This is a genomic window from Ruegeria arenilitoris (assembly GCF_013030265.1).
In the GTDB taxonomy this organism is placed as follows: domain Bacteria; phylum Pseudomonadota; class Alphaproteobacteria; order Rhodobacterales; family Rhodobacteraceae; genus Ruegeria; species Ruegeria arenilitoris_E.
In genome coordinates this window covers 164,266-188,765 of the sequence record NZ_WPZQ01000009.1, presented here as the reverse complement: position 1 = coordinate 188,765, position 24,500 = coordinate 164,266, and the positions used below count along the sequence as shown (strand labels likewise).

At 55.8% G+C, this 24,500-nt stretch carries 22 protein-coding genes; 16 read left to right on the top strand and 6 right to left on the bottom strand.

Annotation, left to right across the window (positions count from 1 at the left end; genetic code table 11):
• Positions 1-54: 54 nt before the first annotated feature.
• Genes GOX61_RS16935 through GOX61_RS16920 form a run of 4 tightly spaced genes read left to right on the top strand, consistent with a single transcriptional unit; the run spans position 55 to position 5,606 of the window.
• Positions 55-1,203 (top strand): efflux RND transporter periplasmic adaptor subunit, encoded by a 1,149-nt coding sequence (locus GOX61_RS16935; protein WP_170335598.1) that lies wholly within the window; start codon positions 55-57, stop codon positions 1,201-1,203.
• Positions 1,204-1,206: 3 nt separating this feature from the next.
• A complete protein-coding gene (locus GOX61_RS16930) occupies positions 1,207-4,335 on the top strand; it encodes an efflux RND transporter permease subunit (RefSeq protein ID WP_170335596.1) in 3,129 nt (1,042 codons plus the stop codon).
• The gene (locus tag GOX61_RS16925) at positions 4,332-4,751 is read left to right on the top strand and encodes a DUF2141 domain-containing protein (protein WP_170335594.1); all 420 of its coding nucleotides are present in this window, start codon (positions 4,332-4,334) and stop codon (positions 4,749-4,751) included. The genes GOX61_RS16930 and GOX61_RS16925 overlap by 4 nt, the downstream gene beginning before the upstream one ends.
• 6 nt (positions 4,752-4,757) lie before the next feature.
• Positions 4,758-5,606, top strand: a complete 849-nt coding sequence (locus GOX61_RS16920) for an ABC transporter six-transmembrane domain-containing protein (RefSeq protein ID WP_170335592.1) — start codon at positions 4,758-4,760, stop codon at positions 5,604-5,606.
• A 41-nt stretch (positions 5,607-5,647) separates the two neighbouring features.
• Here GOX61_RS16920 and GOX61_RS16915 read toward each other — a convergent pair whose 3' ends face one another.
• From GOX61_RS16915 to GOX61_RS16905, 3 genes are read right to left on the bottom strand one after another with little or no spacing between them, the layout of a single operon-like run.
• Positions 5,648-6,397 (bottom strand): formylglycine-generating enzyme family protein, encoded by a 750-nt coding sequence (locus GOX61_RS16915; RefSeq protein ID WP_170335590.1) that lies wholly within the window; start codon positions 6,395-6,397, stop codon positions 5,648-5,650.
• Between the two features lie 19 nt (positions 6,398-6,416).
• Positions 6,417-7,634 carry a copper-containing nitrite reductase gene (nirK, locus tag GOX61_RS16910; RefSeq protein WP_170335581.1) on the bottom strand — a complete coding sequence of 406 codons (1,218 nt, stop codon included), beginning with the start codon at positions 7,632-7,634 and terminating at the stop codon, positions 6,417-6,419.
• A 60-nt stretch (positions 7,635-7,694) separates the two neighbouring features.
• A complete protein-coding gene (locus tag GOX61_RS16905) occupies positions 7,695-8,126 on the bottom strand; it encodes a pseudoazurin (protein ID WP_170335579.1) in 432 nt (143 codons plus the stop codon).
• A gap of 156 nt (positions 8,127-8,282) precedes the next feature.
• On the opposite strand from GOX61_RS16905, the gene GOX61_RS16900 reads away from it, so the two are divergent.
• The gene (locus GOX61_RS16900) at positions 8,283-8,993 is read left to right on the top strand and encodes a Crp/Fnr family transcriptional regulator (protein WP_170335652.1); all 711 of its coding nucleotides are present in this window, start codon (positions 8,283-8,285) and stop codon (positions 8,991-8,993) included.
• A gap of 8 nt (positions 8,994-9,001) precedes the next feature.
• On the opposite strand, the gene GOX61_RS16895 is transcribed toward GOX61_RS16900, so the two are convergent.
• Positions 9,002-9,217 (bottom strand): DUF1858 domain-containing protein, encoded by a 216-nt coding sequence (locus GOX61_RS16895; protein ID WP_155147959.1) that lies wholly within the window; start codon positions 9,215-9,217, stop codon positions 9,002-9,004.
• A 119-nt stretch (positions 9,218-9,336) separates the two neighbouring features.
• On the opposite strand from GOX61_RS16895, the gene GOX61_RS16890 reads away from it, so the two are divergent.
• The 11 genes from GOX61_RS16890 to GOX61_RS16840 all read left to right on the top strand — a co-directional run bounded on the left by GOX61_RS16890 (position 9,337) and on the right by GOX61_RS16840 (position 19,985).
• Positions 9,337-9,789, top strand: a complete 453-nt coding sequence (locus GOX61_RS16890; RefSeq protein ID WP_155147961.1) for a c-type cytochrome — start codon at positions 9,337-9,339, stop codon at positions 9,787-9,789.
• Positions 9,790-9,810: 21 nt separating this feature from the next.
• On the top strand, positions 9,811-11,160 hold the full coding sequence (locus GOX61_RS16885; RefSeq protein WP_170335577.1) for a cbb3-type cytochrome c oxidase subunit I: 1,350 nt from the start codon (positions 9,811-9,813) through the stop codon (positions 11,158-11,160).
• 3 nt (positions 11,161-11,163) lie between these two features.
• Positions 11,164-11,958: a CbbQ/NirQ/NorQ/GpvN family protein gene (locus tag GOX61_RS16880; RefSeq protein ID WP_170335575.1), complete on the top strand. Its 795-nt coding sequence runs from the start codon at positions 11,164-11,166 to the stop codon at positions 11,956-11,958.
• A gap of 5 nt (positions 11,959-11,963) precedes the next feature.
• Positions 11,964-13,850, top strand: coding sequence for a nitric oxide reductase activation protein NorD (locus GOX61_RS16875; RefSeq protein WP_170335573.1), 1,887 nt, complete (start codon positions 11,964-11,966; stop codon positions 13,848-13,850).
• Between the two features lies 1 nt (position 13,851).
• Entirely contained in the window at positions 13,852-14,025 is a 174-nt protein-coding gene (locus tag GOX61_RS16870) for a protein NnrT (protein WP_155147968.1), read from the top strand.
• The gene (locus GOX61_RS16865; protein WP_170335571.1) at positions 14,022-14,261 is read left to right on the top strand and encodes an NnrT protein; all 240 of its coding nucleotides are present in this window, start codon (positions 14,022-14,024) and stop codon (positions 14,259-14,261) included. The genes GOX61_RS16870 and GOX61_RS16865 overlap by 4 nt, the downstream gene beginning before the upstream one ends.
• A gap of 10 nt (positions 14,262-14,271) precedes the next feature.
• Positions 14,272-15,459: an NnrS family protein gene (locus tag GOX61_RS16860; protein WP_170335569.1), complete on the top strand. Its 1,188-nt coding sequence runs from the start codon at positions 14,272-14,274 to the stop codon at positions 15,457-15,459.
• A 186-nt stretch (positions 15,460-15,645) separates the two neighbouring features.
• Positions 15,646-16,695 (top strand): patatin-like phospholipase family protein, encoded by a 1,050-nt coding sequence (locus GOX61_RS16855; protein WP_155147973.1) that lies wholly within the window; start codon positions 15,646-15,648, stop codon positions 16,693-16,695.
• Between the two features lie 161 nt (positions 16,696-16,856).
• Positions 16,857-17,870 carry a catalase gene (locus tag GOX61_RS16850; protein ID WP_170335567.1) on the top strand — a complete coding sequence of 338 codons (1,014 nt, stop codon included), beginning with the start codon at positions 16,857-16,859 and terminating at the stop codon, positions 17,868-17,870.
• Between the two features lie 4 nt (positions 17,871-17,874).
• Positions 17,875-18,591 carry a hypothetical protein gene (locus GOX61_RS16845; protein ID WP_170335565.1) on the top strand — a complete coding sequence of 239 codons (717 nt, stop codon included), beginning with the start codon at positions 17,875-17,877 and terminating at the stop codon, positions 18,589-18,591.
• Entirely contained in the window at positions 18,588-19,985 is a 1,398-nt protein-coding gene (locus tag GOX61_RS16840) for a Dyp-type peroxidase (RefSeq protein WP_170335563.1), read from the top strand. Before GOX61_RS16845 ends, GOX61_RS16840 begins: the two co-directional genes overlap by 4 nt.
• Here the strand turns inward: GOX61_RS16840 and GOX61_RS16835 are convergent.
• On the bottom strand, positions 19,982-23,152 hold the full coding sequence (locus tag GOX61_RS16835; RefSeq protein ID WP_217353899.1) for an ATP-binding protein: 3,171 nt from the start codon (positions 23,150-23,152) through the stop codon (positions 19,982-19,984). The two genes, GOX61_RS16840 and GOX61_RS16835, sit on opposite strands and share 4 nt — an antisense overlap.
• A 180-nt stretch (positions 23,153-23,332) precedes the next feature.
• On the bottom strand, positions 23,333-24,256 hold the full coding sequence (locus tag GOX61_RS16830) for an SMP-30/gluconolactonase/LRE family protein (RefSeq protein ID WP_170335559.1): 924 nt from the start codon (positions 24,254-24,256) through the stop codon (positions 23,333-23,335).
• Positions 24,257-24,500: the final 244 nt, after the last annotated feature.

Below are 24,500 nucleotides of genomic sequence, written 5' to 3'. Positions count from 1 at the left end.
CCAGCCTATGCAAGTTGGCTCACTGATTCTGATCGCAATTGAAAGGCTTCGAACATGCCTGAAGAACCTAATGCAAAAGGCGGAACGCACTGGCGCCGATGGTTATGGATCGGCCTCTCGTTGTCGCTTCTGATTGCCGTGGTGCTTTTGGTGTTCGAAGCCGAAGACACAATTGATGTTCAAAAAACGGATACGCCACCGCCTCCACCCATGGTTTCGGTGGTCTCAGTGTCCGCGCAAGCTGTTCAGGCAGAGATTTCAACTTTTGCAGAGGTCCGGCCACGATGGGATGCCGAGCTTCGCTCTGCGGTGACCGGACGAATTACTGCCGTGCACGATGGCGCGCTTGCCGGATCAAGGGTTGATTTGGGTGATCCGTTGTTTTCTGTCGAAAAGGCGCAGTATGAAAGCGCGGTTGCTGCAGCCGAAATGGAACTGGAGCAAGCGCAATTGGCTTTGTTGCGGGCGCAAAACGACGTTACTGTTGCGCGCCGCCAATTCGAGCGTGATAAAAAAGAACCTCCGACGGAACTTGCTATTCGTTTGCCGCAACTGCGTATTGCGGAAAAGACCGTAGCCTCGGCGAAATCAAGACTGAATGCAGCGCAGCGCGATCTGGCAGATACCGAGGTAAGTGCGCCGTTTTCCGGTTTTGTCACCAAACGCGCTGCCAGCCTCGGGCAAACTGTTAGTCCGGGCGATCCTTTAGTGCGATTGTCCGACGATCGCCAGTTTGAGTTGGTCGCAGAATTCAATCAGGACGACTGGGCGTTGCTACAGCATCCAATTTCCGGATCTCTGGCCACTCTGACGCTTCGCAATGGTGACCGGATCGGGCAGGCGCGTATCCGTCGGGGCGGGGGGTTTCTGAATCAGGAAACACGGCAGATGCGCGTTTTTCTGGAGGTTTCCGAGCCGGATGAGCGGGTGCTTGCAGGTGACTTTGTGCGGGTATCCATTCCCGGAAGAACGATTTCTGACACACTGACCTTTCCCGAAAGCTCATTGACCCGCGCAGGTTATGTTTGGGTGGTTGATGGCGGCAATCTGTTGCAACGGATCAAGCCGCATATTCTGTTCCGCGCTGATAACGCAGTGACAATTACTGCGCCCGAAGGGCAGGGCCCCTGGCACATCGCGAAAACTCCGCTTGCGTCGTTTCTGCCGGGTCAGCGCGTCACCCCCCGCGTTGATGAGGGTTAAGCCATGCACACCCTGACATCCTGGTTCATCCGCAATCCGGTCGCCGCCAACCTGCTGATGGCGCTGATCCTTTTTCTTGGTGTGCAGACCCTGATGAATATCCGTATCGAAGGGTTCCCGCGTATTCCACCTGAAAGCGTCACGATCTCGATCGAGTATCCAGATTCCACTGCCGAGCAGGTGGATGAACTTATTACCCAGAAGGTCGAGCAAGCGCTCGAGGGTCTGGAAGGTGTACGCAGTATCTCATCACGTTCGCAAAACGGTCTTAGCACGATCTCAGTGCGCAGAGCCGGAGGTGAGAAACTGCAGGCAGTTCTGGATCGGGTGCGTATTCGCATCGACGGCCTGACGGACCTGCCAGACAAAGCGCGCCGACCAGTGATTGAGGCGTCGGGATATGACTTTCCTGCGCTTTATGTAAACCTGCATGGCGACGCGGATCCGGCCACATTGCAGACCTTGGCACAACGGCTCAAGGAAGACCTTCTGGCCCAGCCAGAGTTGTCGCGCCTGAACATCTGGGGGCTGATCCCGCGTGAGTTGCGTATCGAGATCGACCCCGAGCGTTTGCGCCAATACGGGTTGACTGTTTCAGATATCACCCGCGCCATTCGGGGGAACTCACTGACCTTTCAGGCCGGTCAATTGCGCACCGAAGGCGGCACCATCTTTCTGCGCGCTGACGACCGGGCAAAATATGCACCTGAATATGCTGAGTTGCCGGTTATCGAACGGGATGACGGGTCATTTGTGCCGCTCGGTGATCTTGCAACGATTGAAGATGGCTTTCTGGATGGAGAGTTTCTGTTCCGCCTGAACGGCAATCCAACCGTCGGCATGGAAGTTCTGATCGGGCAGAAGGAAAACTTGCTCGAGATCAGCCGCGTTGTCCGCGATACCGTTGACGATTTCAGTCACCAGTTGCCCCCGCAGATTCAGGCCGAAATATGGGGTGACAGTGCGGGATACATCTCGGATCGCCTCGAGCTGTTGCGATCGAACGGGGTGCAGGGCTTGATCCTTGTGACGCTGATGCTGTCGGTCTTTTTGAATGTACGGCTGGCGTTTTGGGTGGCCATGGGGATCCCGATCTCAGTTATGGGCGCGATCGCGGTTTCGGGCTCAAGATGGATCGATTATTCCCTGAATGATGTGACGACCTTTGGCCTGATCATTGCCTTGGGCATTCTGGTAGATGACGCAGTTGTTGTTGGCGAAAGCGTCTTTGAAGAGCGAAGTAAGGAAAAGGACCCGATCAAGGGCACCGAGCGCGGAGTGAACCGGGTTGCTGTTGCGACGGTTTTTGGCGTGCTCACAACCATCGCGGCGTTTTTCCCCATGTTGCTGATCGATAATCCGCTGGGCAAAGTGCTGGCTGGTTTCTCAGGCATCGTGATCCTGACGCTGATCTTTTCGCTGATCGAAAGTAAGTTCATCTTGCCCGCCCATCTGGCGCATGTCCCGCTGGGGCAGGAGCGTCGATATTTGCTGACCCGGATTTGGGGGCGAATTCAGGATGCAGCTCAGGGCGGCTTGATTTGGTTCCGCGACCATATTTATCAACCGGTCTTAGTCGCCTCGGTACGGCAACGTTACGCAGTTCTAGTCCTGTTCATTGCGGCGGCGACGCTTGGTTTGGGACTGATGTACAAAGGGAAGGTCAAAACCGTCTTCTTCCCAGATGTTCCCGGGCAGATAATTACTGTTAACCTGGAAATGGATGCGCGTGCGCCCTTCGCACTGACACGTGAAAATGTTGATCGGATCGAAGCAGTTGGTGAGGAACTGAACGCTGAACTCGCAGCAGATACGGGCATGGTTTCGCCCCCGATCCAGACCATTTTTACCATTATCAATAGCTCAGGCAGCGCCCAGATTTTTGCCGAAATGTTGCCAGTGGCTGAACGGCCTCAAGTACCAATCCTGGATGTCGTCCGAGAATGGCGTGAACGTGTGGGAGAAGTCGAAGGGGCGACCGAGCTTGAATTTACAGGGTCAGAAGAACTCGCTGGTGGCTTCCGTATCCGGCTGATGTCCAAGGACGAGGATCTGTTGCGCCTGGCCAGCGAAGAAATGCAGGAATTTCTGGCTGATATCGAAGGTGTCAGCAACATCCGCGATGGTTTGGTCGGTGGGCAACCTGAACTCAAACTGAGCCTGCGTCCGGATGCGCGTAGCTTAGGGTTCAATGCTGAAACTCTGGCCAGCCAGATCGGGTTCGGATTTGGCGGTGCCGAAGTGACTAAACTGCGCCGTGACGGTTCAGAGGTGAGAGTTGTCGTTCAGAACGGGCGTACCAATCGGGACACGATCGAAGACCTGATGCAGACAAGGTTGCGTAGCACCAATGGTGCATGGGTTCCGCTGGAAACTGTGGCCGATGTGCAGGGCAGCTATGTTTCGGGAACGATTCAGCGTCGCGACGGGCGGCGCATGAATGTTGTTGCTGCCTCGATTGACCGGGACCTTGTGGCTCCGGAAGAGGTTGCTCAGGCTGTTTTTGAACAGCTTGTGCCGGAATTGACGGCCAAGTACCCGAGCGTAAAGGTCTTGCCCGCCGGCGAGCTGGAAGAAATGGGAGATATCAGCGGTGGCCTGAAACGGGCGCTTCTGCTGGCGGCAGTCCTGATCTATGTACTGATGGCCGTGCCGCTGAAAAGCTATTGGCAGCCATTTGTCATCCTGGCCATCGTTCCATTTGGCTTCATCTCGGCAGCTGTCGGACACATGATTATGGGTGTGTCCCTGTCGCTCTTTTCCTTCTTTGGAATGCTCGCACTGACCGGTGTGGTCGTGAACGACAGCCTGGTGATGATAACCCGCTACAATCAGGTGCGCGACGAAGGTGACACCGTCGACCGTGCCATTCACAGCGCAGGTATCGGTCGCTTCAAAGCTATCTTTCTGACCACTGCTACTACGGTGATCGGCTTGCTGCCGTTGCTGACCGAGACGTCAGAACAGGCGCAGTACCTGATCCCTGCGGCTGTATCGCTTGCCTTCGGAGAACTATTCGGCACGGCCTTGATGCTGATCCTAGTGCCGGTGCTGATCGCGATCTCAGAAGATTTCATCGCGCTCTTCCGCAAGACCCCTTCTCAATCCTATCAACAGAGGTCCACAACATGACACGTTCTATTTTCTATTCTGTACTCGCGACGCTTGCGTTTTCTGCCCCAGCCTTGGCGGATGGCATTGCGCTAACGGTTGAAGGCGTCCGCAACGCTAATGGAAAGCTGTTGATCATCGTGTTTGACGACGCCAATGCTTTCGACACACTGGATATGACCAAGGCTGTTGACTATGCCGAGGTTCCGGCAAAGCAAGGCGTGGTGCAGCACGAATTCAAAGCGCTGAACAAAGGTCCGTATGCAGTGCTGGCGCTGCATGATGAAAACGGCGACCAGAACCTGAACATGGAAGGTGAGCGGTTGCTGGAAGGGATCGGCGCATCCGGAGTGCCAACACCAGAGTTTGATACCGATTTCGCGGCGGCCTCGGTCATGCCGGGGGATGTCAGCATCAGCCTCTACTACGACAAGTAAACTGCAATGCTGAACGGGCAGACCTTTTCGATCGGTACGCTGCTGCGTGTTTTCCGCTGGCAGGTTGGATTGACCTGGCTTTTGATCCTGTCCGAGACAGGGATCACCGTATTGATCCCGCTTTTCATCGGGTTTGCAATTGATGGGCTTTTGGCCGGGGAAACCCGTGCCTTAGCCCAGCTAGCCGCATTGCTATTCGTGCTGATCGTACTGAGCGTGATCCGACGCATCTACGACACGCGCGTCTATGGCACTATGCGTGTTGAGATTGGCAAAGCGCAGGTCGCGCGGTCACGCGATTTGCCTGTGTCAAAGCTGAATGCGCGTCTCGGAATGGGCCGCGAGTTGGCCGATTTTCTGGAAGGCATTTTGCCCGAGGCAATCGCTGGCACCGTACAGTTCGTTGCTGCGATTGTGTTGTTGTATCTGTTTTCGCCCACTTTGGCATTGGCGGCAGCGGTGGTGCTGATTGGGATGGTCCTTATCTACTCTCTGTTCCACAGCGGCTTCTATCGCTGGAACGGGGCGCTCAACCATCAGAGTGAGCAGCAGGTCAGTATACTCGAAACACGGCGCGACCGACCTGTTCTGCTGCATCTGCTGAGACTGCGCCGCTATGAAGTTGCCCTGTCGGATGTCGAGGCGGTGCTATACGGCGCGATCTTTATACTGCTTCTGGGAATGCTGCTGTTTAACCTGTGGTTTGCGACCACTCAGCTTGGAGTAACAGCGGGAGCTATCTTTTCTATCGTCAGCTATTCTTGGGAATTCACAGAGGCGGCATTGGCATTGCCGATCACACTGCAGTCATGGTCGCGTTTGTCGGAAATTACGAAACGTCTGGCGAGTAACTAGCGTTCCGCATTCGAACTTGAGGCAGCATGGTATCTGACCTGTTAACTTCCGACCGGTGTATCCGATACCAGACGCATACCCAGATGAGCAGGAGGCGAGCCAACAGCGCAGCCACCTCGGGCGGGGTCGCGAACAAGGAATGGCACGGCGGCCAGATGTTCGCCGCCGACGAAAAAGGCCGGACAGCGATCAGGATCGGCTTCTGTCCCTGAGTAGCATTCCTGCGTCCATTCCCAGACGCTGCCATCCAGATCAACGACACCTTCGGGCGAGGTTGAAAAGCTGCCCTGTGGCTTCAAAGCTCTGGGTGTGAGGCCTTCATTGAGGTAGCTTGAGGCCCAAGTCAGCGATGGGTCAGTAAAGATTGGATCCGGTTCTTCTGGCAGGACCGTTTGGGCCATATGTTCCCACTCTGCGGTTGTGGGCAGCCGGAAATCGTGCCGCGTAGCTTCGTTAAACCAGCGAAGATATTCGGAAACGTCAACAAAGCTGAGACCGGTTGCTGGTGTTGTATCGGGTGTGAACCCATTGCGAGTATGCAATTTCAGGGTGCAACCGCCATCGGCATGGCAAAGGTTCCATTCTGCAACCGTCACCTCGTGACGCTGTACATAAAGCTGTTCACCATCTGGCAGAGTAACCGGCCTTTCAGCCATTTCAGGTGGTGGTTGAGATGCGGGAAGAGGGGTGTTCAGCAAGAACACCCCTCCGGCCAGAGCCGCCGCCACTGCTGCACCAACCCCGATGATGACGATCGGTTGGGTGAATTTATGTGTGGCGACGGTTTTCATGATTGTTTGGTTCCCGAAATCAGGTTGCAAATGGGCGGGGTGCTACAACCTGTTCCATCAGGTTATTGTCCCACTCACCTTCAACGATGAAGTGCGCGGTGGCTCCAAGAAGCGCAGCTTCGATCAGATTGTGGTTCACATAGGCATAAACGCCGGGCTGTTCAAACGTGTACATCGCAGCCGCTGCACACCCTCCGCGAACGAACCAAGTTTCGACACCGGTCAGAGGATCATCGCTGAACGAAGTTTCCCAGACATAGTTGCCGTGACCACCAATCAGGTGCGGACGGGTGTCACGGTTTGCCTGGTTGTGGATCATCAGAACCGTCTCGCCCACATTGAACTTGAGCGCATTTTCACCAGTCAAAGCACCAACTGCACCATTAAAGACCGAATGGGTCGGTGTCAGAGTACGCATCGCATCCAGGCTGTCGGCGTAATCATCCCCTGCAACTTCGTAGGTTTTAAACTCGCCGTTTTCATCTTTGGGCAGGTAGTAATCCTGCTCACCGATATAGGCGATCTTGTCGTATTTCAGCGGGTTACCGTCCTTGTCCTTCAGGCCATCGCGTGGCAGTACCATCACCGCACCATTCATGCCGTGGGTGACGTGATACGGGATCATCGCTCCGCCTGGCGCACAGTGATAAGTGAAGCAACCAGGTTTGGTCGCCTTCCAGCGCAGAACAGTCTCTTCGCCCGGATAGACGTGGGTCAGGCCACCGCCGCCCAAGGCACCAGTCGAAGCATGGAAGTCGATATTATGTTCCATCACGCTGTCTTCGGGATTGCGCAGGGTCAGCTCGATCATGTCGCCTTCGTGGCAGATGATCAGCGGGCCTGGGACTGAACCATTGTAGGTTAGTGCCCAGACAGACGCGCCGGTATCCTCGTCAACGACCATAAGACGTTCGGTTGTCTCCATGGTGATTTCGATGATCTTTGGTCCGCCTGTGGCCACCTGCTCGTGCTCTGGTGCAAAGGGTGGTGCAACGAGCTCCTGTTTAATACGGGTATAACCAGACAAATCCGCCGATTTGGCTGTGCTGTCAGCCGTTTGTTCACCCGCAACTTTGTAGAGTTTTGCCGAGGTTGCATCTGCCTTGAGTGGCATTGGTGTACGACGAGCTGCCATGGCACCTGCGCCGGTCATTGCTGCAGCGCCTGCCAGAACCGATCCTCGCAACACATTGCGGCGGCTGGTTTTCATGAGGCCGGGGTTGATGAACTTGGTCATGGTATCCTCCTTGAGGTCGGATGGGTGCAGCGGGTAAGTATTTCGCTGCCGTATCGGGGATCAGAAGTTTTCAAGTTGAGCTGTGAAACGCGCCTTGGCTTTTTTGGGGACGCGGCCTTCAAGGAAATCTTCGGGAACCGCGACGTCACCCACCGCAATGGTCATCACCATGCCCATCGCGTAATGGGGTTTGCAGATCACGCCATAGACGCCTTCGGTATCCAGCGTGACTTCGATTTCCTCGTTGATCTTGCCCTTGAAGGGCTCGGCGCCATCAGGAAGCATGCCTTTGGCTGTTTCAGCGTTGTGGCCCTTGTCCGATGCGATGAACTTGATCGTGTCGCCCGGAGCAGCATGGATAAACGCGGGTTCGAACACCATGCGCTCGCCATCACTGCCTTTATTGAGCATTTGCACCTCGAAGGTTTCCGCGAAGGCGGCACCAGCCAGCAGGGTGGCCAGTGCAGCGCCGGTTGTAAGCGTGCGGATCATCGAATTGTCCTTTCCTGAATGATCTCTTGGGCCTGACTCTATTGATTTCTGCGATCTGTAATTTGCGCTGGCGCAAGGTTTGCTGCGTTTTCGGGAAACACTGACCGTTACGATCTGGTTTTGCGGCTGTGATTGTGCCAAATCAGGTAAGCCATGATGGAAGCAGCCAAGAAAATATTGCCGCGGCTTGATGAAAGCCTGCTGACGCATTTGCCACCATTCTCAAAACTGGATCGTCGGCAAATCCGCACGATTCTGGATCAGGCCAGTTCGCGCCGCTATGAAGCGGGTGCGCATATCTTTGAAGAAGAAGACCCGGCCGATCGTTTCTTCATGTTGCTGGATGGCTATGTTCGGGTGGTGCGGGTCACGCAGACCGGTGAGCAGGTCACCGCGTTGCATATCCCAGCAGGTCAACTTCTGGGAATTGCAAAGGCGATCGGGCGCGAGACTTATCCAGCCACGGCAGTCACGGCGACAGAGTCCATTGCACTGAGCTGGCCCACCAGACTGTGGGATACTTTCGTCACCGAATATGACGGTTTCGCCACTGAAACCTACAAGACGGTTGGCCACCGTGTAGGAGAAATGAACACCCGTATTGTGGAGCTTGCGACGCAACAGGTGGAACAGCGCGTAGCTAACGCGCTCTTGCGTCTGATCAATCAGACCGGTCGCAAGGTGGAGGATGGGATTGAGATTGACTTTCCCATCACCCGACAGGATCTCTCGGAGCTTACAGCGACCACCTTGCATACGGTCAGCCGATTGCTGAGCGCATGGGAAAAGCAGGGTATCGTTGAAAGCAAACGCAAGCGCATCAAAGTATGTGATCCCCACGCGCTGGTCGAGCTCAGCCAGGGCTAGCCGTCCGGTCAGGCACAGTTGGAAATTGCGCTCTTCAGCTCTTCCAAAAAGGCCGTTTCATCCAGATCGTATTCCAGACAGGCGTCTGAGATGGTGTGAAACGGGTTCACAAGACATCCGACACATAACATTCCGTGTTTCAGGAAAACACGAATTGTCTGCGGCCATTGCGTCATAAGATCCGCAAGCGTCAGGTCTGGATCGTCAATGTTCGGGCAAGGCATTGGGGTTCCTCTCACCCTCGACTTTAGGCTTGGAACCGTTCCAAACGTTGCGCTGGCGCAAACAGTGCCTTCTTCGCTCGGGCTAGCAATAGGCATCCCGATCTGAAGGAGGCCGACGCATGGCTGAAATCTTAACCAAATCGCGGGCGCGAAACATCTTCTACGGGGGCTCGATCTTTTTCGTCGTGATCTTCGTGGCGATGACCGTCCACAGCCACCGCTACGTGGTTAATACGTCAACCGCAGGCATGGAACTCAGCGAAGAGGTTGTCCTGGGCAAACATGTCTGGGAACGCCATTCCTGCATCAACTGTCATAGCCTGCATGGTGAGGGCGCTTATTTCGCCCCAGAGTTGGGCAACGTGATGACCCGCTGGGACGTCATGGACTCGCCCGAGGACGCCTATGAAATCCTCGATGGCTGGATGAAGGCGCAGCCCTCAGGCGTCGAGGGTCGCCGCCAGATGCCCTATTTCGATCTGACCGAAGAAGAGATGCGCGGCCTTGCCGAGTTCCTTCGCTGGGCGGATCAGACCGACACGCAGGGCTGGCCGCCCAATGACGCTGGCTAAGCGGCACGAAGGAGAAATCACATGAAATACCAATCTCAAAAAGTGGCGTATTACTATTTTCTGGCTGCAATCGCCCTGTTCGGCATTCAGGTGCTGGGCGGGCTTCTGGCTGGCTGGATCTATGTCTCGCCCAACTTCCTGGCCGAACTTCTGCCGTTCAACATCATCCGTATGATCCACACCAACGCGCTGATCGTCTGGCTGCTGCTGGGCTTCTTCGGGGCGGCGTACTTCCTCATCCCCGAGGAATCCGAGCGCGAGATCTACTCGGTCAAACTGGCCTATCTACAACTCATCATCCTTCTGGTGGGGACGCTGGGTGCGGTCGGCTCATATCTGGTCGGCATCCACGGCGGGCGTGAGTTTCTTGAACAGCCCCTGTGGGTCAAGTTCGGCATCCTTGTCGCGGCGCTGATCTTTCTGTTCAACGTCTCGATGACCGTTCTGGCGGGCAAGAAGACAGCGATCACTAACGTTCTGCTGATGGGCCTGTGGCTGCTGTCGCTGCTCTGGGTGTTTGCGTTCATCAACCCGGACAACCTGAGCCTCGACAAGATGTACTGGTGGTTCGTCGTGCACCTGTGGGTCGAAGCGACATGGGAGCTGGTGATGGCCGCCATCCTCGCCTTCCTGCTGCTCAAGCTGACAGGCGTGGACCGGGAAGTGGTGGAAAAATGGCTCTATGTCATCGTCGCCACTGCGCTGTTTTCCGGCATTCTCGGCACCGGGCACCATTTCTACTGGATCGGTCTGCCGGGCTACTGGCAATGGATCGGCTCGATCTTCTCGACTTTCGAGGTGATCCCTTTCTTCCTGATGATGAGCTTTGCCTTCGTCATGGTCTGGAAGGGCCGCAAGAACCACCCGAACAAGGCGGCGCTGCTGTGGTCGCTGGGGTCGTCGACCGTGGCCTTTTTCGGCGCCGGTGTCTGGGGCTTCCTGCACACTCTGCACGGGGTCAACTTCTACAGCCACGGCACGCAGATCACCGCAGCTCATGGCCACCTTGCCTTTTACGGGGCCTATGTGGCGCTGAACCTGGCGGTCTTCACCTACGCGATGCCGATGCTGCGGGGCCGCGCGCCCTACAATCAAGTGCTGAACATGGCCTCGTTCTGGCTGATGACCGGCGGCATGGCGTTCATGACCTTCGTGCTGACTTTCGCGGGCACCATCCAGACCCATATGCAGCGGGTGGTCGGCGACTACTACATGGATGTTCAGGATGCTCTGTCCGTCTTCTATCTGATGCGGTTTGGCGCGGGTGCCGCCGTGGTGCTCGGTGCGCTGCTGTTCATCTACTCGATGCTGGTCGTGCGCAAGCAAGAGATCATCACGCCCGGTTCGGCCAGCTCGGTTCCCGGAGAGTAAGTCATGAACATGCAAACCCCTCCGACCCTGCCGTTCTATCAGCCTGTCGCGCGTGAATGCGAGCTGTTCGAGACGGCCTATGACAATGGTTTGCCCCTTCTTCTGAAGGGGCCGACCGGCTGCGGCAAGACACGCTTTGTCGAACACATGGCGGCCAAAATGGGCAAACCGCTTTATACCGTTGCCTGCCATGACGACCTGTCGGCGGCCGACCTGATCGGGCGCTACCTGCTCAAGGGCGGGGAAACCGTCTGGGTCGATGGCCCGCTCACCCGCGCAGTACGCGAAGGCGGTATCTGTTACCTTGATGAGGTGGTCGAGGCCCGCAAGGACGTGACCGTGGTGTTGCACCCGCTCACCGACACGCGCCGCACGCTGATGATCGACCGCACCGGCGAGGAACTGGTGGCGCCTCCGGGCTTCATGCTCGTGGCCTCTTATAACCCCGGTTATCAGAACGTGTTGAAGCGGCTGAAACCCTCGACCCGGCAGCGATTCCTGTCGATCTCGTTCGACTTCCCCAACGAAGAGACCGAGATCGCCGTCGTGGCTCGTGAAAGCCGTCTTGAACCGGGCCGTGTCGCGCCTCTGGTCCGTCTGGGCGGGCATATTCGGGCGCTGTCGGGCATGGACCTCGAAGAGGGTGTTTCGACCCGTCTGCTGATCTATGCCGCCACGCTGATGGCTGGGGGCATGGGGGTCAATCAGGCGATTGAGGCTGCCATCGTCGAACCCCTGACCGATGAGGCCGACATGCAGCAGGCGCTGCGCGATCTGGTTGCCACCATTTACGGATAAGCGTCATGCGACTTCTCGATCTCATGGAACCCGAAGAAACCGTTGGCAATCTCTGGCACGAGATGGCCAGCGGGATCGCGGCGCATGTCAGCTACCCCGAGGCCGGTGTTTCCCTTACCTCGGTCCGGCCCAGCCTTGCGGTCCTGTTCCGTGCGCTGGGCGGTGCGCCCGGCGTGGAGCTGGCCGGGGCCCCCGCGACGCTTGTGCGCCACCGCCGACCCGTCCGCCGCAATCTGGGGTCCGAGCGGGACCGGGAATGGGTGGCCGGTTACGACGGTGAACGTCTGTCGCTCCCCCCGGTCATCGCCGCCTTCCCCGAGCCCCATCTGAACCGCGCCGCTTATTTCTGGCTGGCCGCGCTTGCGGCGGTCAGCGAAGTGGCCGATTTCGATCTGGAAGGCGACGGACCCGCCATGGACGGGGCGCAAATTCGTGCCAATGCCGCAGCCGCCGACCGAGCCTATGCCCGCTGCCCGGGCCTGCGCCAAGACTACGCCCGAATGGCCGAACACTGTGCCGCCACACGTCCCGACGTCATGCGCCCGACACCCGAGGCACAGATCGAAACCGCGATCCGCGATCAGCTCTGCGGTGCGACACCGGTGATCGGGGTCGAAACCGCCCCGCGCGGCTATAAACCCTTTGCCCCGGTGCCGATCTGGCTGCGCTTTGCCCGCCCCGGATCGGGTGCGGCGGCAACTGAAGAACAGGCTGATCCTGCCGCCCCTCCACCCAATGCGGCGCTGACCAGCCGGAAACTTGGCCAGCGCAAGGATCAGGATCAGCAGAACCGCAAGGACAGCTTCATCATCCACCGCTTTGAATCGATCCTGTCCTGGGTCGAGTCGATGAATATCAACCGCAGCGTCGATGACGACGATGACGAGAACGCCCAAAAGGCGGCCGAGGATCAGGACCAGATCATTCTGTCGAAACAGCGCCGCAAGGCGGCAACGCGCCTGCGCCTGCATCTCGACCTTTCCCCCGCCGATGCCGATCACGAGGCTCTGGCCGGTGAGCATACCTATCCCGAATGGAACCACCGTTCGCGATCTTACATGGAAGGTCATTGTCGCGTGCTGGATGCACCGGCTCAACCGGATGCGTCACAGCCGTTCTTTCCGAACCAACGCCGCGTCCGCGAGGTGCGTCGGCAGTTTGAGGCCCTGCGTCCCCGCCGCATTCTACAGCCAAGGCAGGTCGATGGGTCAGAACTGGATCTGGACGCGTTGCTGACCACGCGTGCGGATCTCGCCGCGACCGGGCGCGGTTCAGACCGTATCTGGCAAGCAGCCCGTCAAATTGAGCGTGACCTGTCCGTCGCTTTCCTGATCGACAGCTCACGATCAACCGAGGCGGCCATCGGTGATACCTCGGTGATCGAAGTTGCGCGCGAAGCCATGACTGCATTGGCAGCAGGCATTGATGCCGCAGGTGATCGGTTGGGCATCTGGGGGTTTTCCTCGTTGCGGCGTGACAGGGTTTTCCTGACCCGTTGCAAAACCTTCAACGCCCCGATGAGCGCAGAAATCACGGCAAATATAGGCGCACTTACGCCCAGGCACTACACGAGATTGGGGGCTGCGATCCGTCACGTCAGTGCCCAGCTGGCCGAGGAGCCCTCGGCCCACAAGCTGCTGATCGTGATGACCGACGGTAAGCCAAACGATCTGGACCATTACGAAGGTCAGCACGGGATCGAAGACAGTCATATGGCCGTTCGCGAAGCACGCCGTGCCGGTCTGAGCTTGCACGGTGTTGTCATCGACGAAGACGGGCAGGATTGGTTTGCGCGCATCTTCGGGCGTGGCGGATTTACTCTGTTGCCCTCACCCGAGCGCCTGACACGCGCCTTACCCGATATCTACCGCACTCTGACGAAGGAAACCTGACATGCGTATTGCAGCTATATTCCTGACACTTGTCGCCGCCCCAGCCTGGTCCGAAGGGTTCGACCGCCCCATCCCACAACCACAATCTGCGACAGCAGAGTTCTGGTTTGCCATCGGCAGCATCGCCTTGATCATCGCGCTGATTGCAGTGCAACGGCTGGTTGCGCGCAGATGAACCGACAAGGCTGGTCCACCATACATATAACGCTGGCCTTGTATCCGTTCGGTGCAGGGGCTGCGGCGGTGAATGTGTTCTTTGCCTCGCTGATCTTCAGCTGGCTGGGAGTTCCGGTCATTTCAACCGGGTGGTCCATCGTATTGGGCTGTCTTATCGGCCTGCCTGCAACCTGGTATTTTGCACGCCACATCCGGCACCTGATGGATGTCGCGGATGGTCTCAACAAGAAGTAGGAAACACCAAATGGCACAAACGTCGTCAGAGCAAATGCGAGCCTGGAACGGACCAGCGCTGCTCAGCTTTGGGTTTCGCCCATTCTTTCTGTTCAGTGCGGTCTGGGCCGTGTTTTCCATGTTGCTATGGATCGCGACGTTATCGGGTGCGCTTGATCTGCCTACGCGGTTTGATCCGGTTTCCTGGCACGCTCACGCATTCCTGTTTGGGTACCTAAACGCCGTTCTGGCAGGTTTCTTGTTGACGGCTGTGCCGAACTGGACCGGAAGACTTCCACTGGTTGGCTGGCCCCTTTTGGGGCTGGTTGCTCTCTGGATCGCAGGTCGGGTCGCAGTACTTGTTTCTGCTTACCTGCCGCCGTGGGCGGCTGTCTTGATCGATTTGTCTTTCACCATAGTACTCGGGTACGTCGTTCTGAGAGAGATCGTGGCAGGCAAAAACTGGCGGAACCTGATCGTCTTGGGACTGCTAGCGGCGTTCACCATAGCCAATGCGCTGTTCCATATCGAAGCGGCAACCGGCGAATTCGCGGCTCAGGGGGCAGGGCTGCGTTTGGGGCTGGCAACGGCAGTGATGATGATCGCTGTCATTGGAGGCCGAATTATCCCATCGTTTACCCGCAACTGGATGGTTCAACACAATTGCCAGACTTTGCCCGTGCCACCCATGCAGCGGTTCGATAAATTTCTGCTTTTGCTGACGATTGCAGGTCTTTTGATTTGGGCTATTGCGCCTGAACTTACTTTGTCTGCATTACTGCTGTGTACCCTTGGCGCTCTGCATCTGGTGCGCTTGCTGCGTTGGAAGGGTTATCACACGGCTACTGAGCCCCTGGTTTGGGTGCTGCACATTTCTTACACATTCATTCCAGCCGGGGCTTTGGTGTTGGGTATGGCCATTTTGAAAGGCGATGGGATAGCCGCGGCTCAGCACTTGTGGATGGTCGGTGGCATCGGGGGGATGACTTTAGCAGTCATGACCCGCGCTACCCTTGGACATACCGGGCAACCTCTGCATGCCAATCTGCTGACTGTCATTGTCTATTGCTCGCTCTTTGGTGCTGTCATCGCTCGGTTCGGCGCGGATAACTTTCCAGTTTTGACAGAAGTTTCCGGGTTGCTCTGGCTACTGTCTTTTGGCGGATTCCTCTGGGGATATGGTCCTCTCTTGCTGCGGCCAAGACAGGCGAAGGTGTAAATCACACCAATTTGAGTGCCCCAGACTTTGCGGTCTTGTCTGGCGTGGAATTATTAACGTGATAAAAAAGGGTGAGGGAAACGAAGCAGTCAGTGTGAACATTTGACGGAAAGTTCCGGGGGTAGTTGGAACAACCGTTCAGTGATCATCAAACGCACTGGAAGCGAACGAACGGAATGAAGGCGGATGGCATTCAGGCTGGTATCCTGCGATGGGGGCGGGATCAGAGGATATCTAACATGTTTGATCTTGCAGGGTCTGCAGGAGGAAACTCAGTTTCTGGAAAAGGCCGATGGGTTTGCAGGAACGTCGACCGGTGGTTTGATAGCGGTCGCTTTGGCGGATGGCAGATCTCAGGGAAAAGACCTGACCGCATTGATCACGGATCTTGCATCGCATTATCGTGACGATGCGGATACGATTTTCAGAGAGAATGAGCGTAGTCTGGTAGACAAAGCGCTCGATGAAGTACTTCGAAAATTCAAATTCGGCGGTGGCCCGGGAATTACAGCTGCGCAGTATAATTCGACCGGTTTGGCTGAGATCGGCGAGACCCTTGTCGGTGATCGGACCGTTGGATCAATTTCTTCGGATCTGGTGATGGCCATCAATACAGTGTGCCTGCATCGCAGTGACCAAGCCGGCTGGGCGCCATTTACAGTCACCAACCAGGATCTGGGCAATGGATCATGGCTGGATATGAGCGCGGTCAAATTGCTTGACGTTGCATTGGCAAGCTCGGCGGCCCCGACATATTTTCCACCGCACCTGATAACGGCGGATGGGGTTGATTACGGGTACTTCGCTGATGGCGGTACCTTTGCGAACAATCCGGTGCTGAATGGGATCAACATAGCGATAGCTGCAGATCGGGCTGAGGGGCTTGAGCAAATCGAGGCGCTGTCGATCGGAACCGGTCAGCAGCCTACGGATATCTCGGAAGAGATGATCAAGGACCCTGACGATTGGGGCCTGCTAAAGTGGTTTGGGATAACCTCGAACGCACCGCGCGGCGCGCTGATTGAATTGTTGCTAACGACTTCGGCGGAGAACCAGTACTGGATGGCGCGACTGGTGCTGAAAGATCGGTTGGTGCGCCTGAACCCACCGTTGCCCAAGGTCGTAGGGCTGTCGACACACAAGCCCGCCGCCTATGACCTGATGGATGAGGCCTATCAGTCTATCAAAGAATCCGAGGATTGGATGCGCGCGGTGCAGATGCTTCGTGGATGGTAGTCCTATTGAGAGACTTCGGGACATCGATTGGGGATACTGGAACACACCCCGCTTTGTTTTTGTGGCACTTTCCAGAAAATGCGAAGTGTTTGTTGCGATTGCGGCTAAACCATAAAGGTTAACGCCCAAGTCTTATTTGTTCATACGCGAAGGGGAGGCATATGGACGATCCCAACATTGCCGAGAAATTGGTCGAAGTTCTACAGCGCAGCGATGGCGACACTTCGTTGCGCCCCGTTCACACCTTTGGTGTCAGCGTCACAGGATTTTTTGAACCGTCGCCGATCGCGGGCAACTTCTGTGTCGCCGAGCATTTCAAAGCAGAAAAAACAAATGTAATCGTTCGGTTTTCAAACGGTTCAGGCAGCGCAACCATTCGAGACGGCTGGTCTGATGTACGGGGGATGGCGGTACGTTTCCATCTGTCTGACGGGAGCGACACCGACCTTATCGCAATGACCTTGCCGGAGTTTTTTGCCCCTACGCCCGAGGCGTTTCTGGAATTTGCTTTAGAGGCAGCCCCTGCGCCGTATGAGGGGCAATCACCGTGGAAGAAAATCCTAGAACTGTTACACCTGAGATTGCCCGAACGTGATCCATATCCGGGTGAAACCATCAGCCCCGATGCAGGAGCTATCCGCTTTGCGGACAAGAATGCCTATGCGCAGCTTGGCGTGCTACAGGCCGCAACCATTGGCGCGCCGGTGAGCTATGTGCGTGCGGCATATCACGCTGTCCACACCTTCGTGGTTACCGATCCTGACAACACGCGCCGCTGGGTGCGGTTTAGCTGGCAGCCGATTGCGGGTGTTCTCAGAACCGATCCCAACAAAACGCCGGTCGATGACTATCTTAAGCAAGAACTTGTGGACCGCATTGCTAACGAACCGGCTCGTTTTTCGCTGATGATGACAATTGGCGAAGTAGGCGATGACTTCAATGACTCGTCACGACCTTGGCCACCGCATCGGCAAAGGGTGATGATGGGAACGCTCACGCTCGACGCCATACCCGATAACCAGGAGGAGCAGTGCGAAAAGCTCAGCTTCAATCCGGGTCTCCTTACTGATGGTATCGAGGCGTCAGATGATCCGGTGCTGCATATCCGCAAGGAATCCTACAAGATTTCAAGCAAGTGGCGGAACGGAACACCATGCCCATTTTCGCGGAGTTAAGACCATGACAAGCCGGAACGGATGGTTCAATCGCTATGTCAACAGTTTGCCCGAGCGAGGCTGGTTCAATTTCCTATCCCGCTACGTGGTCGTACCCTACTGGATCTGGAAAGAGCCGAAGCCAAAGCTGCCGGGTGGGCCCCGCCCGTCACCGCAACCCAGCGAAAATGTTCAGAGGATGATGAACCTCATCATGCCCCTAAAGGATCCGTCACCGGCAGGGCGGGCGCGAGCAACGTTGGCGATTGCCCAGAATGTCGATGAGATTTTTGCCGGCCTCGATAATGTGGGTACGGTGCACTTTGCGCGCTTTTTGCTGATCGGAAACAACATCTGCATGATATCTGTCTATGATGGCGATTTCAGCAATTACATCCGGGATTTCATCACAACGATAGGCAGTGTCTTCAACGATGTTATGTCGTTAGTCGAAGGCGGTGATGAGCTTATGCCGACCGAGCACAACGTTGAGAAGTTCATCGATTGGGTGCATGAGCATGATCTGTTTCAAGCGCCTGACTTCCCAACAGATTTGTTCGGTTTGCAGGACGCAGCTAAAGGGCTAGTTCCCAATGATCCGCCGCACATGATTGGCTCGCTACCGCGCGATCTGATTCTGCAGTTGCATGCAAATCCAAACATTTCACTGGGTGGTGGCTATCGCGCCTATCCCGGTGTTTCTGCCGCTCAAGTACGCAGCAAATTCGGAGTGGGCTGGTGAACAAGGCTTTCGATCTCGGCGATATTCAGGGCAACATCCTGCGTGGCTATCGCCGCAACTTTGTACGACATCTCATTCTTGAGGTTAATGATCTGGCAGCGGCAAGAGGTTTTCTGGCTGCTTCGGTAGATGGGAACAACTCGGATGTTCCGGCGATTACACGAGACACGACTTGGCGCCAAAAGCCCGCGGTTTGTTTCAATATCGGTGTGACATTTGAAGGTTTGCGCGCGCTGGGCACGCCTTCAGAGCATCTGGATACATTCCCGACCGAATTCCGGCAGGGTATGACGAAACGCGCCATGAAAATTGGTGATTTCGGGGAGAGTGCCCCCGAACATTGGCCTGCGCCTTTCGGTACTCCGGATCGTGTACACATCATTGCCTCGATACACGCGGATACCGAAGAACCTTTGGATGAGGTTCAGGCACAGGTGGCAGGTGCATTCGATGTTCTGGGCGTGCGCAACGGGCGAAACCTACCTGAAGGCAAGGTGTTCTTTGGTTATGTTGACGGCATTTCGCAGCCACGCTTCAAACATGTCATCGATCCGGATCAGGTAGGTGTGGATGAACCCATCGATCCACTTGGTACGGCATTGCTGGGCTATCCCACACGTCAGGAAGGTGTGACGTTTCGGGTCCCTACGCCCCATGAGTTGGGGTTCAATGGGTCGTTCAACGCCTTCCGCATTCTCGCGCAGGATGTTGTAGGTTTCGAAGCTTATCTGGATCAGGCCGCCACCGAGTTGATGGAGCATCCTGAAGCAACGCAACTGGCTGATCCTGAAAATCTTGACCGGATTGGCGAGGGGTTGGATCTGCATGGCGCATTGCGTGAGGTTGTTGCCGCACAGATGTGCGGTAGGTGGCGCAACGGTGTGCCATACGAGTTGTCTCCTGATGCGCAATTCCCTGAAGAGCCTGTCTCGCTAACTAATTTCGACTACACGCGCAATTCTCGCTGCCCGGCCGGTTCACACTTGCGACGCGGTAACCCTCGTGGCGGACCCATCGTGCAGCGCATTGCGAATTATACCAGGCGTCTCGTGCGGCGCGGGATGTCATACGGTCCGGATTTCGATCCTCAGCAACCGGACAGTCATGAGCGCGGACTGCTTGGCAGCTTCATCGGAGCCAATATAGGTGCGCAGTTCGAAGCGGTTATGTGCGACTGGATCAATCTTGGTCTTCATGATCCGACCATCACCGGATCCAATGATCCGCTGTTGGGTGCAAACACAACTGAAACCAGCTGGTTCGACATGAGATTGCCGGATGGTGAGACGATCCGTATTCGCGGCATTCCCCGCCTGATCACGTCGCGGGGCGGGGCCTATACGTTCCTGCCAAGCATTGCTGCGATCAAGTACCTGTCAGAGTTGACTAATTAGGCGCTCAGGGAAAGCTCATTCAACGCGGTATCGATCCGTGTGAGCATCGGCGACTGGCCCGCGGTTTCCACGACCAGACGGGCCCGCTGCAGATGTTCCACGGCCAAGGGCCTTTTCTTTTTTGCCTTGTAAAGCAGGCCCATGATCATGTCGCAGCGTGCGATATAATGACCGCCGCTGTCGAATTGCGGATTCTTGCGAATGTGTTCGATCATGGCGATCATTTCTTTTTCACCAAAGATCATGACCCGAAGGATCGAGCGCAGATTTCTGAACAAGACGCCAAGCGAACCGCCACCTTCACCCGTGAGAATGGCCAGATGCATTTCACATAGGAAGAGGCGGCCCCAGTCTGCAGCGGTTTGGGTGCCATCTTCGTCACGCTGGCGAATGACATCTTTGATCTGGCGTAGACCCTCGGCAATCTGACCATTCAGAGCGTAGGCGACACCCAGCATGGTTGCTGGGCCGTTGGTGAATAATGCCCAGCCTTTGGCATCGCATGTGCTGATATGTTGTTTGACCGTCTCAAGGGCACCCGGTTTGCCCAAGGGTATCATCGAACTGACCCGCGCAACTTCGGCGATGGCCAACTCAAATTCGACCTGTGACTGGCGTCGTGCTTCTTCTGCCATTTTTAGTGCAAGCTCATGGTCGTCAGTGACCATCGCAATCAGAGCTTTCATCGCTGTGCCATAACCAAGCGAGCGTGGATCATTCTTGGCCTTGCCAACGGCGATCATTCGATCCGAATTGGCATGTGCCGCAGCTACCCGACCACGATTGAGTTCATTCCAACCGATGGTCGCCAGGAAGAAGTTCTGAATATAGGCGTCTTCAATCTTTTCCAGATAGCTTTCGATTTCGGCGATCTTGGCATTGAACAGATCGTTTTCAATCGGCGCAAAGTAGATGGATACCGACAGTTCATTAACCATGGCATACGCTCGGGAGGCCGGGTCACCAAGTCGTTCAGCCATTGCGGTCAGCTCTTGCTGAACACCATGTGCCTTGCGGAATTTTCCATTGCAGACGAGACAGGAAACGTAGTGATGCAGGAAAAGGGCGTGATGGCTGCTGTCTCCAGCTTCTTCGAGGATCGGCCGAACATTATCAGCTAGTTCGATCAGTTTGAGCACACGCATCGAAATATTCGAGCACAAGGCAAAATCTGCAAGAAACTCCACAAATTGCTCATTCGTGGCGCAGTCTGGATCGCTTTGATAAAGTTCGAGCGCAGAAACAAAGTACTTGTTGGCTTCGTCAAGGGAGTAGATGCCCAAGCTCTTTACACCTGCCAAAGTGCTGTACTTGAAAGCCTGATCCGTTCGATCTGTGAGCCCATAGTGATGGGCAAGGGTTTCAGCAACTTCCTGAAGTCGGTTCGAGTTTCTCAACTCCAACATATCCGCGATGGCCAGATGCAGTGTCGACCGGCGAGTTGATACGAGGCTTTGGTACACCGAGTCTCGCAGCAGGACATGTTTGAAAATGTAATCGGAAGAGTTGGTTTCCCGATAAAGAACATCCAGAGCTTGCAGCCTTTGTAGCGCTGCCCCTACGCCGCCTGGCTTTTCAACCAGTTGAGACAACAGGCCAGGATCAAACCTCCGTCCAATGACAGCAGCCGCTTGCAACAACTCTCGGTCTTCTGGTTTGAGGTGTTCCATTCTGGCGGCGAGCAGGCCACGCATACTTACGGGCAGTTCATTCTCACCTTTGCCAACTTCGAAATAGGCTCGTCCTGCATCAACTCTCAGGGTGCCTTCATCTAGCAGGAAACCTAGTAGCTCCTCTCCAAAAAGAGGGTTTCCTCCAGCACGCTCTGTCAATTGAGAAGCCAGATCGTCCGGCAATGTATCTACCCCGAGCCGCGTCTGGGCCAGATAGGTAATATCGTCAGACGGTAACGGGCCGAGCGAAATCGTTGTCACACCGGCCTGGGCATTCCAACCCGGAGTATATTCCGGGCGCCGTGTCTGGATGATCAACAGGTTATTCTGCTGACCACTTTCAACCAGATTGCGAACAAGCTCTTCTGAAGCGGAATCGATCCAATGCGCATCCTCTATAAGCAGGATTACTTTGCCATGCGCACATTTTGCCTTCATCAAAGCTGGCAGCAATTCGCGCGTGCGCAGACCGATCAAAACTCCATCAAGCCCGTCAAGTGCACCTGCGGGAGGTTTCAGGCCAAGCAAGTTGAGCAGTAAGCCCAAGTTTTCAGCCGAGTGTAAATCCGCGGCAGTCAGTCCCTTTTCCAGCTTGCGAGCTACTTCTGTCGGGTCATCAGCCTCGCGGATTTTGAACGCACTGCGCATGATTTCCAGAAAGGGCAGGAATGGCACCTGCTGACCATCCGCAAAGCAATAGCCGGAAAGAACCGAGGCTTCTTCGGAAGGCACTCTTTTAAGAAATTCGAACACAAGGCGCGTCTTGCCCAAGCCGGGCTCAGCGACCAGATCAATGACGGACAAGGCGTCATCTACATTGGCCAGCGCATCGAATAGCTGGTTCAGTTCCCCAACTCGCCCGACATAGCTGCTGAGTCCACGCGCAATCGAGGCATCAAAGCGTGTTGCATCATTGCTGACCGACTGCAATTGCCAGAGCTTCTGCGGTTTGAGCAAACCTTTGATTTGATGCTCACCGTTGAAGCTCAGATCGGCGACCCATTCGACCAGCCGACGTGTTGTATCGCACATCAAGGTGCCAGCAGGCGGTGCAAGGTTCTCAATGCGCGCCGCGAGATTGACCGTGCTGCCAACAGCAGTTGTTGGTCCGTCCTCGCCCTGCACAGCGGCCATCAGGACAGTTCCGGAACTGATGCCAACACGCATGCGTGGGCGTACCCCGAATTCTGCTTCCAGATCATCCGCTGCTGTCGCAAGGGCTTTGTGAATCGCCATCGCTGCCCGGCATGCGCGCAGTGCTGCATCTTCAAGTGCTTCCGGGATGCCGAACAAAGCCATGATGCTGTCGCCAGCAAAGTCGCGCACTGTACCGCCATGCTCCTCAACAGCGTTGGTCAGCGTCTCGTAGGTTAGGCGGACAAAATTGAGGGCCTTCTCTTCGCCAAGTTCGGCAACGATAGCGGTATAACCGACCATGTCCGCGAACAACACGGACACCTGGCGTCTTTCACCAAGGCTAGCTTGCTGTGACACTGGTATGTTCGCAACATCCCCCATCTGAAAAACCTATCTACTACAGCAAAGGTTGTCCCGCCAGACTTACGCAACATCACGTGACCAAGGTTCATTGAACGGCAGCCAAAATGTCACGCATTACACAGCTATGGGTTGATCCGGGTTGCTGATTGCGCAAAGTCGATCTTGTTTTTGAGATCAGGCTGAATAAACAAGTTTCAATCCGGGCCGAGGCCATCTGGTCTTGTAGATCTTGCCTGTGCTTGAGGCGGTAATCCACAAGTCACGCATGTCACTGCCACCGAAGCACATGTTGGTTGTGAAAAGATCAGGTATTTCAACGTGTTCCGTGGTTCCGTCGAGATTGAATACTGTAATGCCACCGGTGAACAATGTTCCCACGCAAACACGTCCGTCTTTTTCGACCTTGAGACTATCAAGCCACTGGTATCCGGGTAGCGTTTGAACAACATTTCCCGGCATTCCGGGCAAAGGTCCCGGCTTCACTTTACCGGGAGCAGTGATCTCCATCGCCCAAAGACGTCCGTAAACAGTGTCTGATACGTAAACAGTTTTGCCATCTGGGGACAGTCCCACGCCATTTGGCATTGGAATGGTGGCGGCTTTGGTCAGGGATTTTCCGTCGATGGTTGCATAATACAGGCCGCCATATCGCGTCGATTCTTCATCCTGAATGCCCGTGTCAGTGAACCAAAACCCCCCAGACGTGTCGAAAACGATATCGTCCGGAGCGATGAGACGCTTTCCGTCATACGAATCGTAGAGTTGGGTTACTTCCCCCGTGTCCAGATCCACGCGGTGGACTGACCCTCCCTTGTAGTTCGGTCGTATTGGGGCAGGGACCGTAATTTGCTCGGGGCCGTAGGGCACGAAGCTGTAGACGCCGCCATTGTTGCAAACATACGCGGCGCCATCAGGGCCGATGGCAATGCCATTCGGCCCCCCCGGGATTTCAGCAACTACGCTGACTTTGCCATCTTCGCTGAGGCGCAGCAGTGTCTGTTCTTTGATGTCGACGAAAAGCAGTGATCCGTCATCCATAGCCACAGGGCCTTCAGGAAATCCCAGCCCGCTGCACATTTCTTCCAGTTTCAATGACATACCGCTCCTCCTCACATCATGCTGACCAATAACACTGTGAATTCACTGCAGGCCAGATGATTTGTTTTTTCTCTGTAAAGAAACGCCGGATCTTGAATCTGGGTCAAGACGGACAGCCGGCTACTTCTGTGATCGTTATGTCGAAGATGCAGGGTGAAAACTCTTCACTGCCAAATAGGGAACAGGAAGCGAACCAAACCTGACGCTGCAAGCAATTTTCAGGTATGGGTCAGGTGGGGCAACA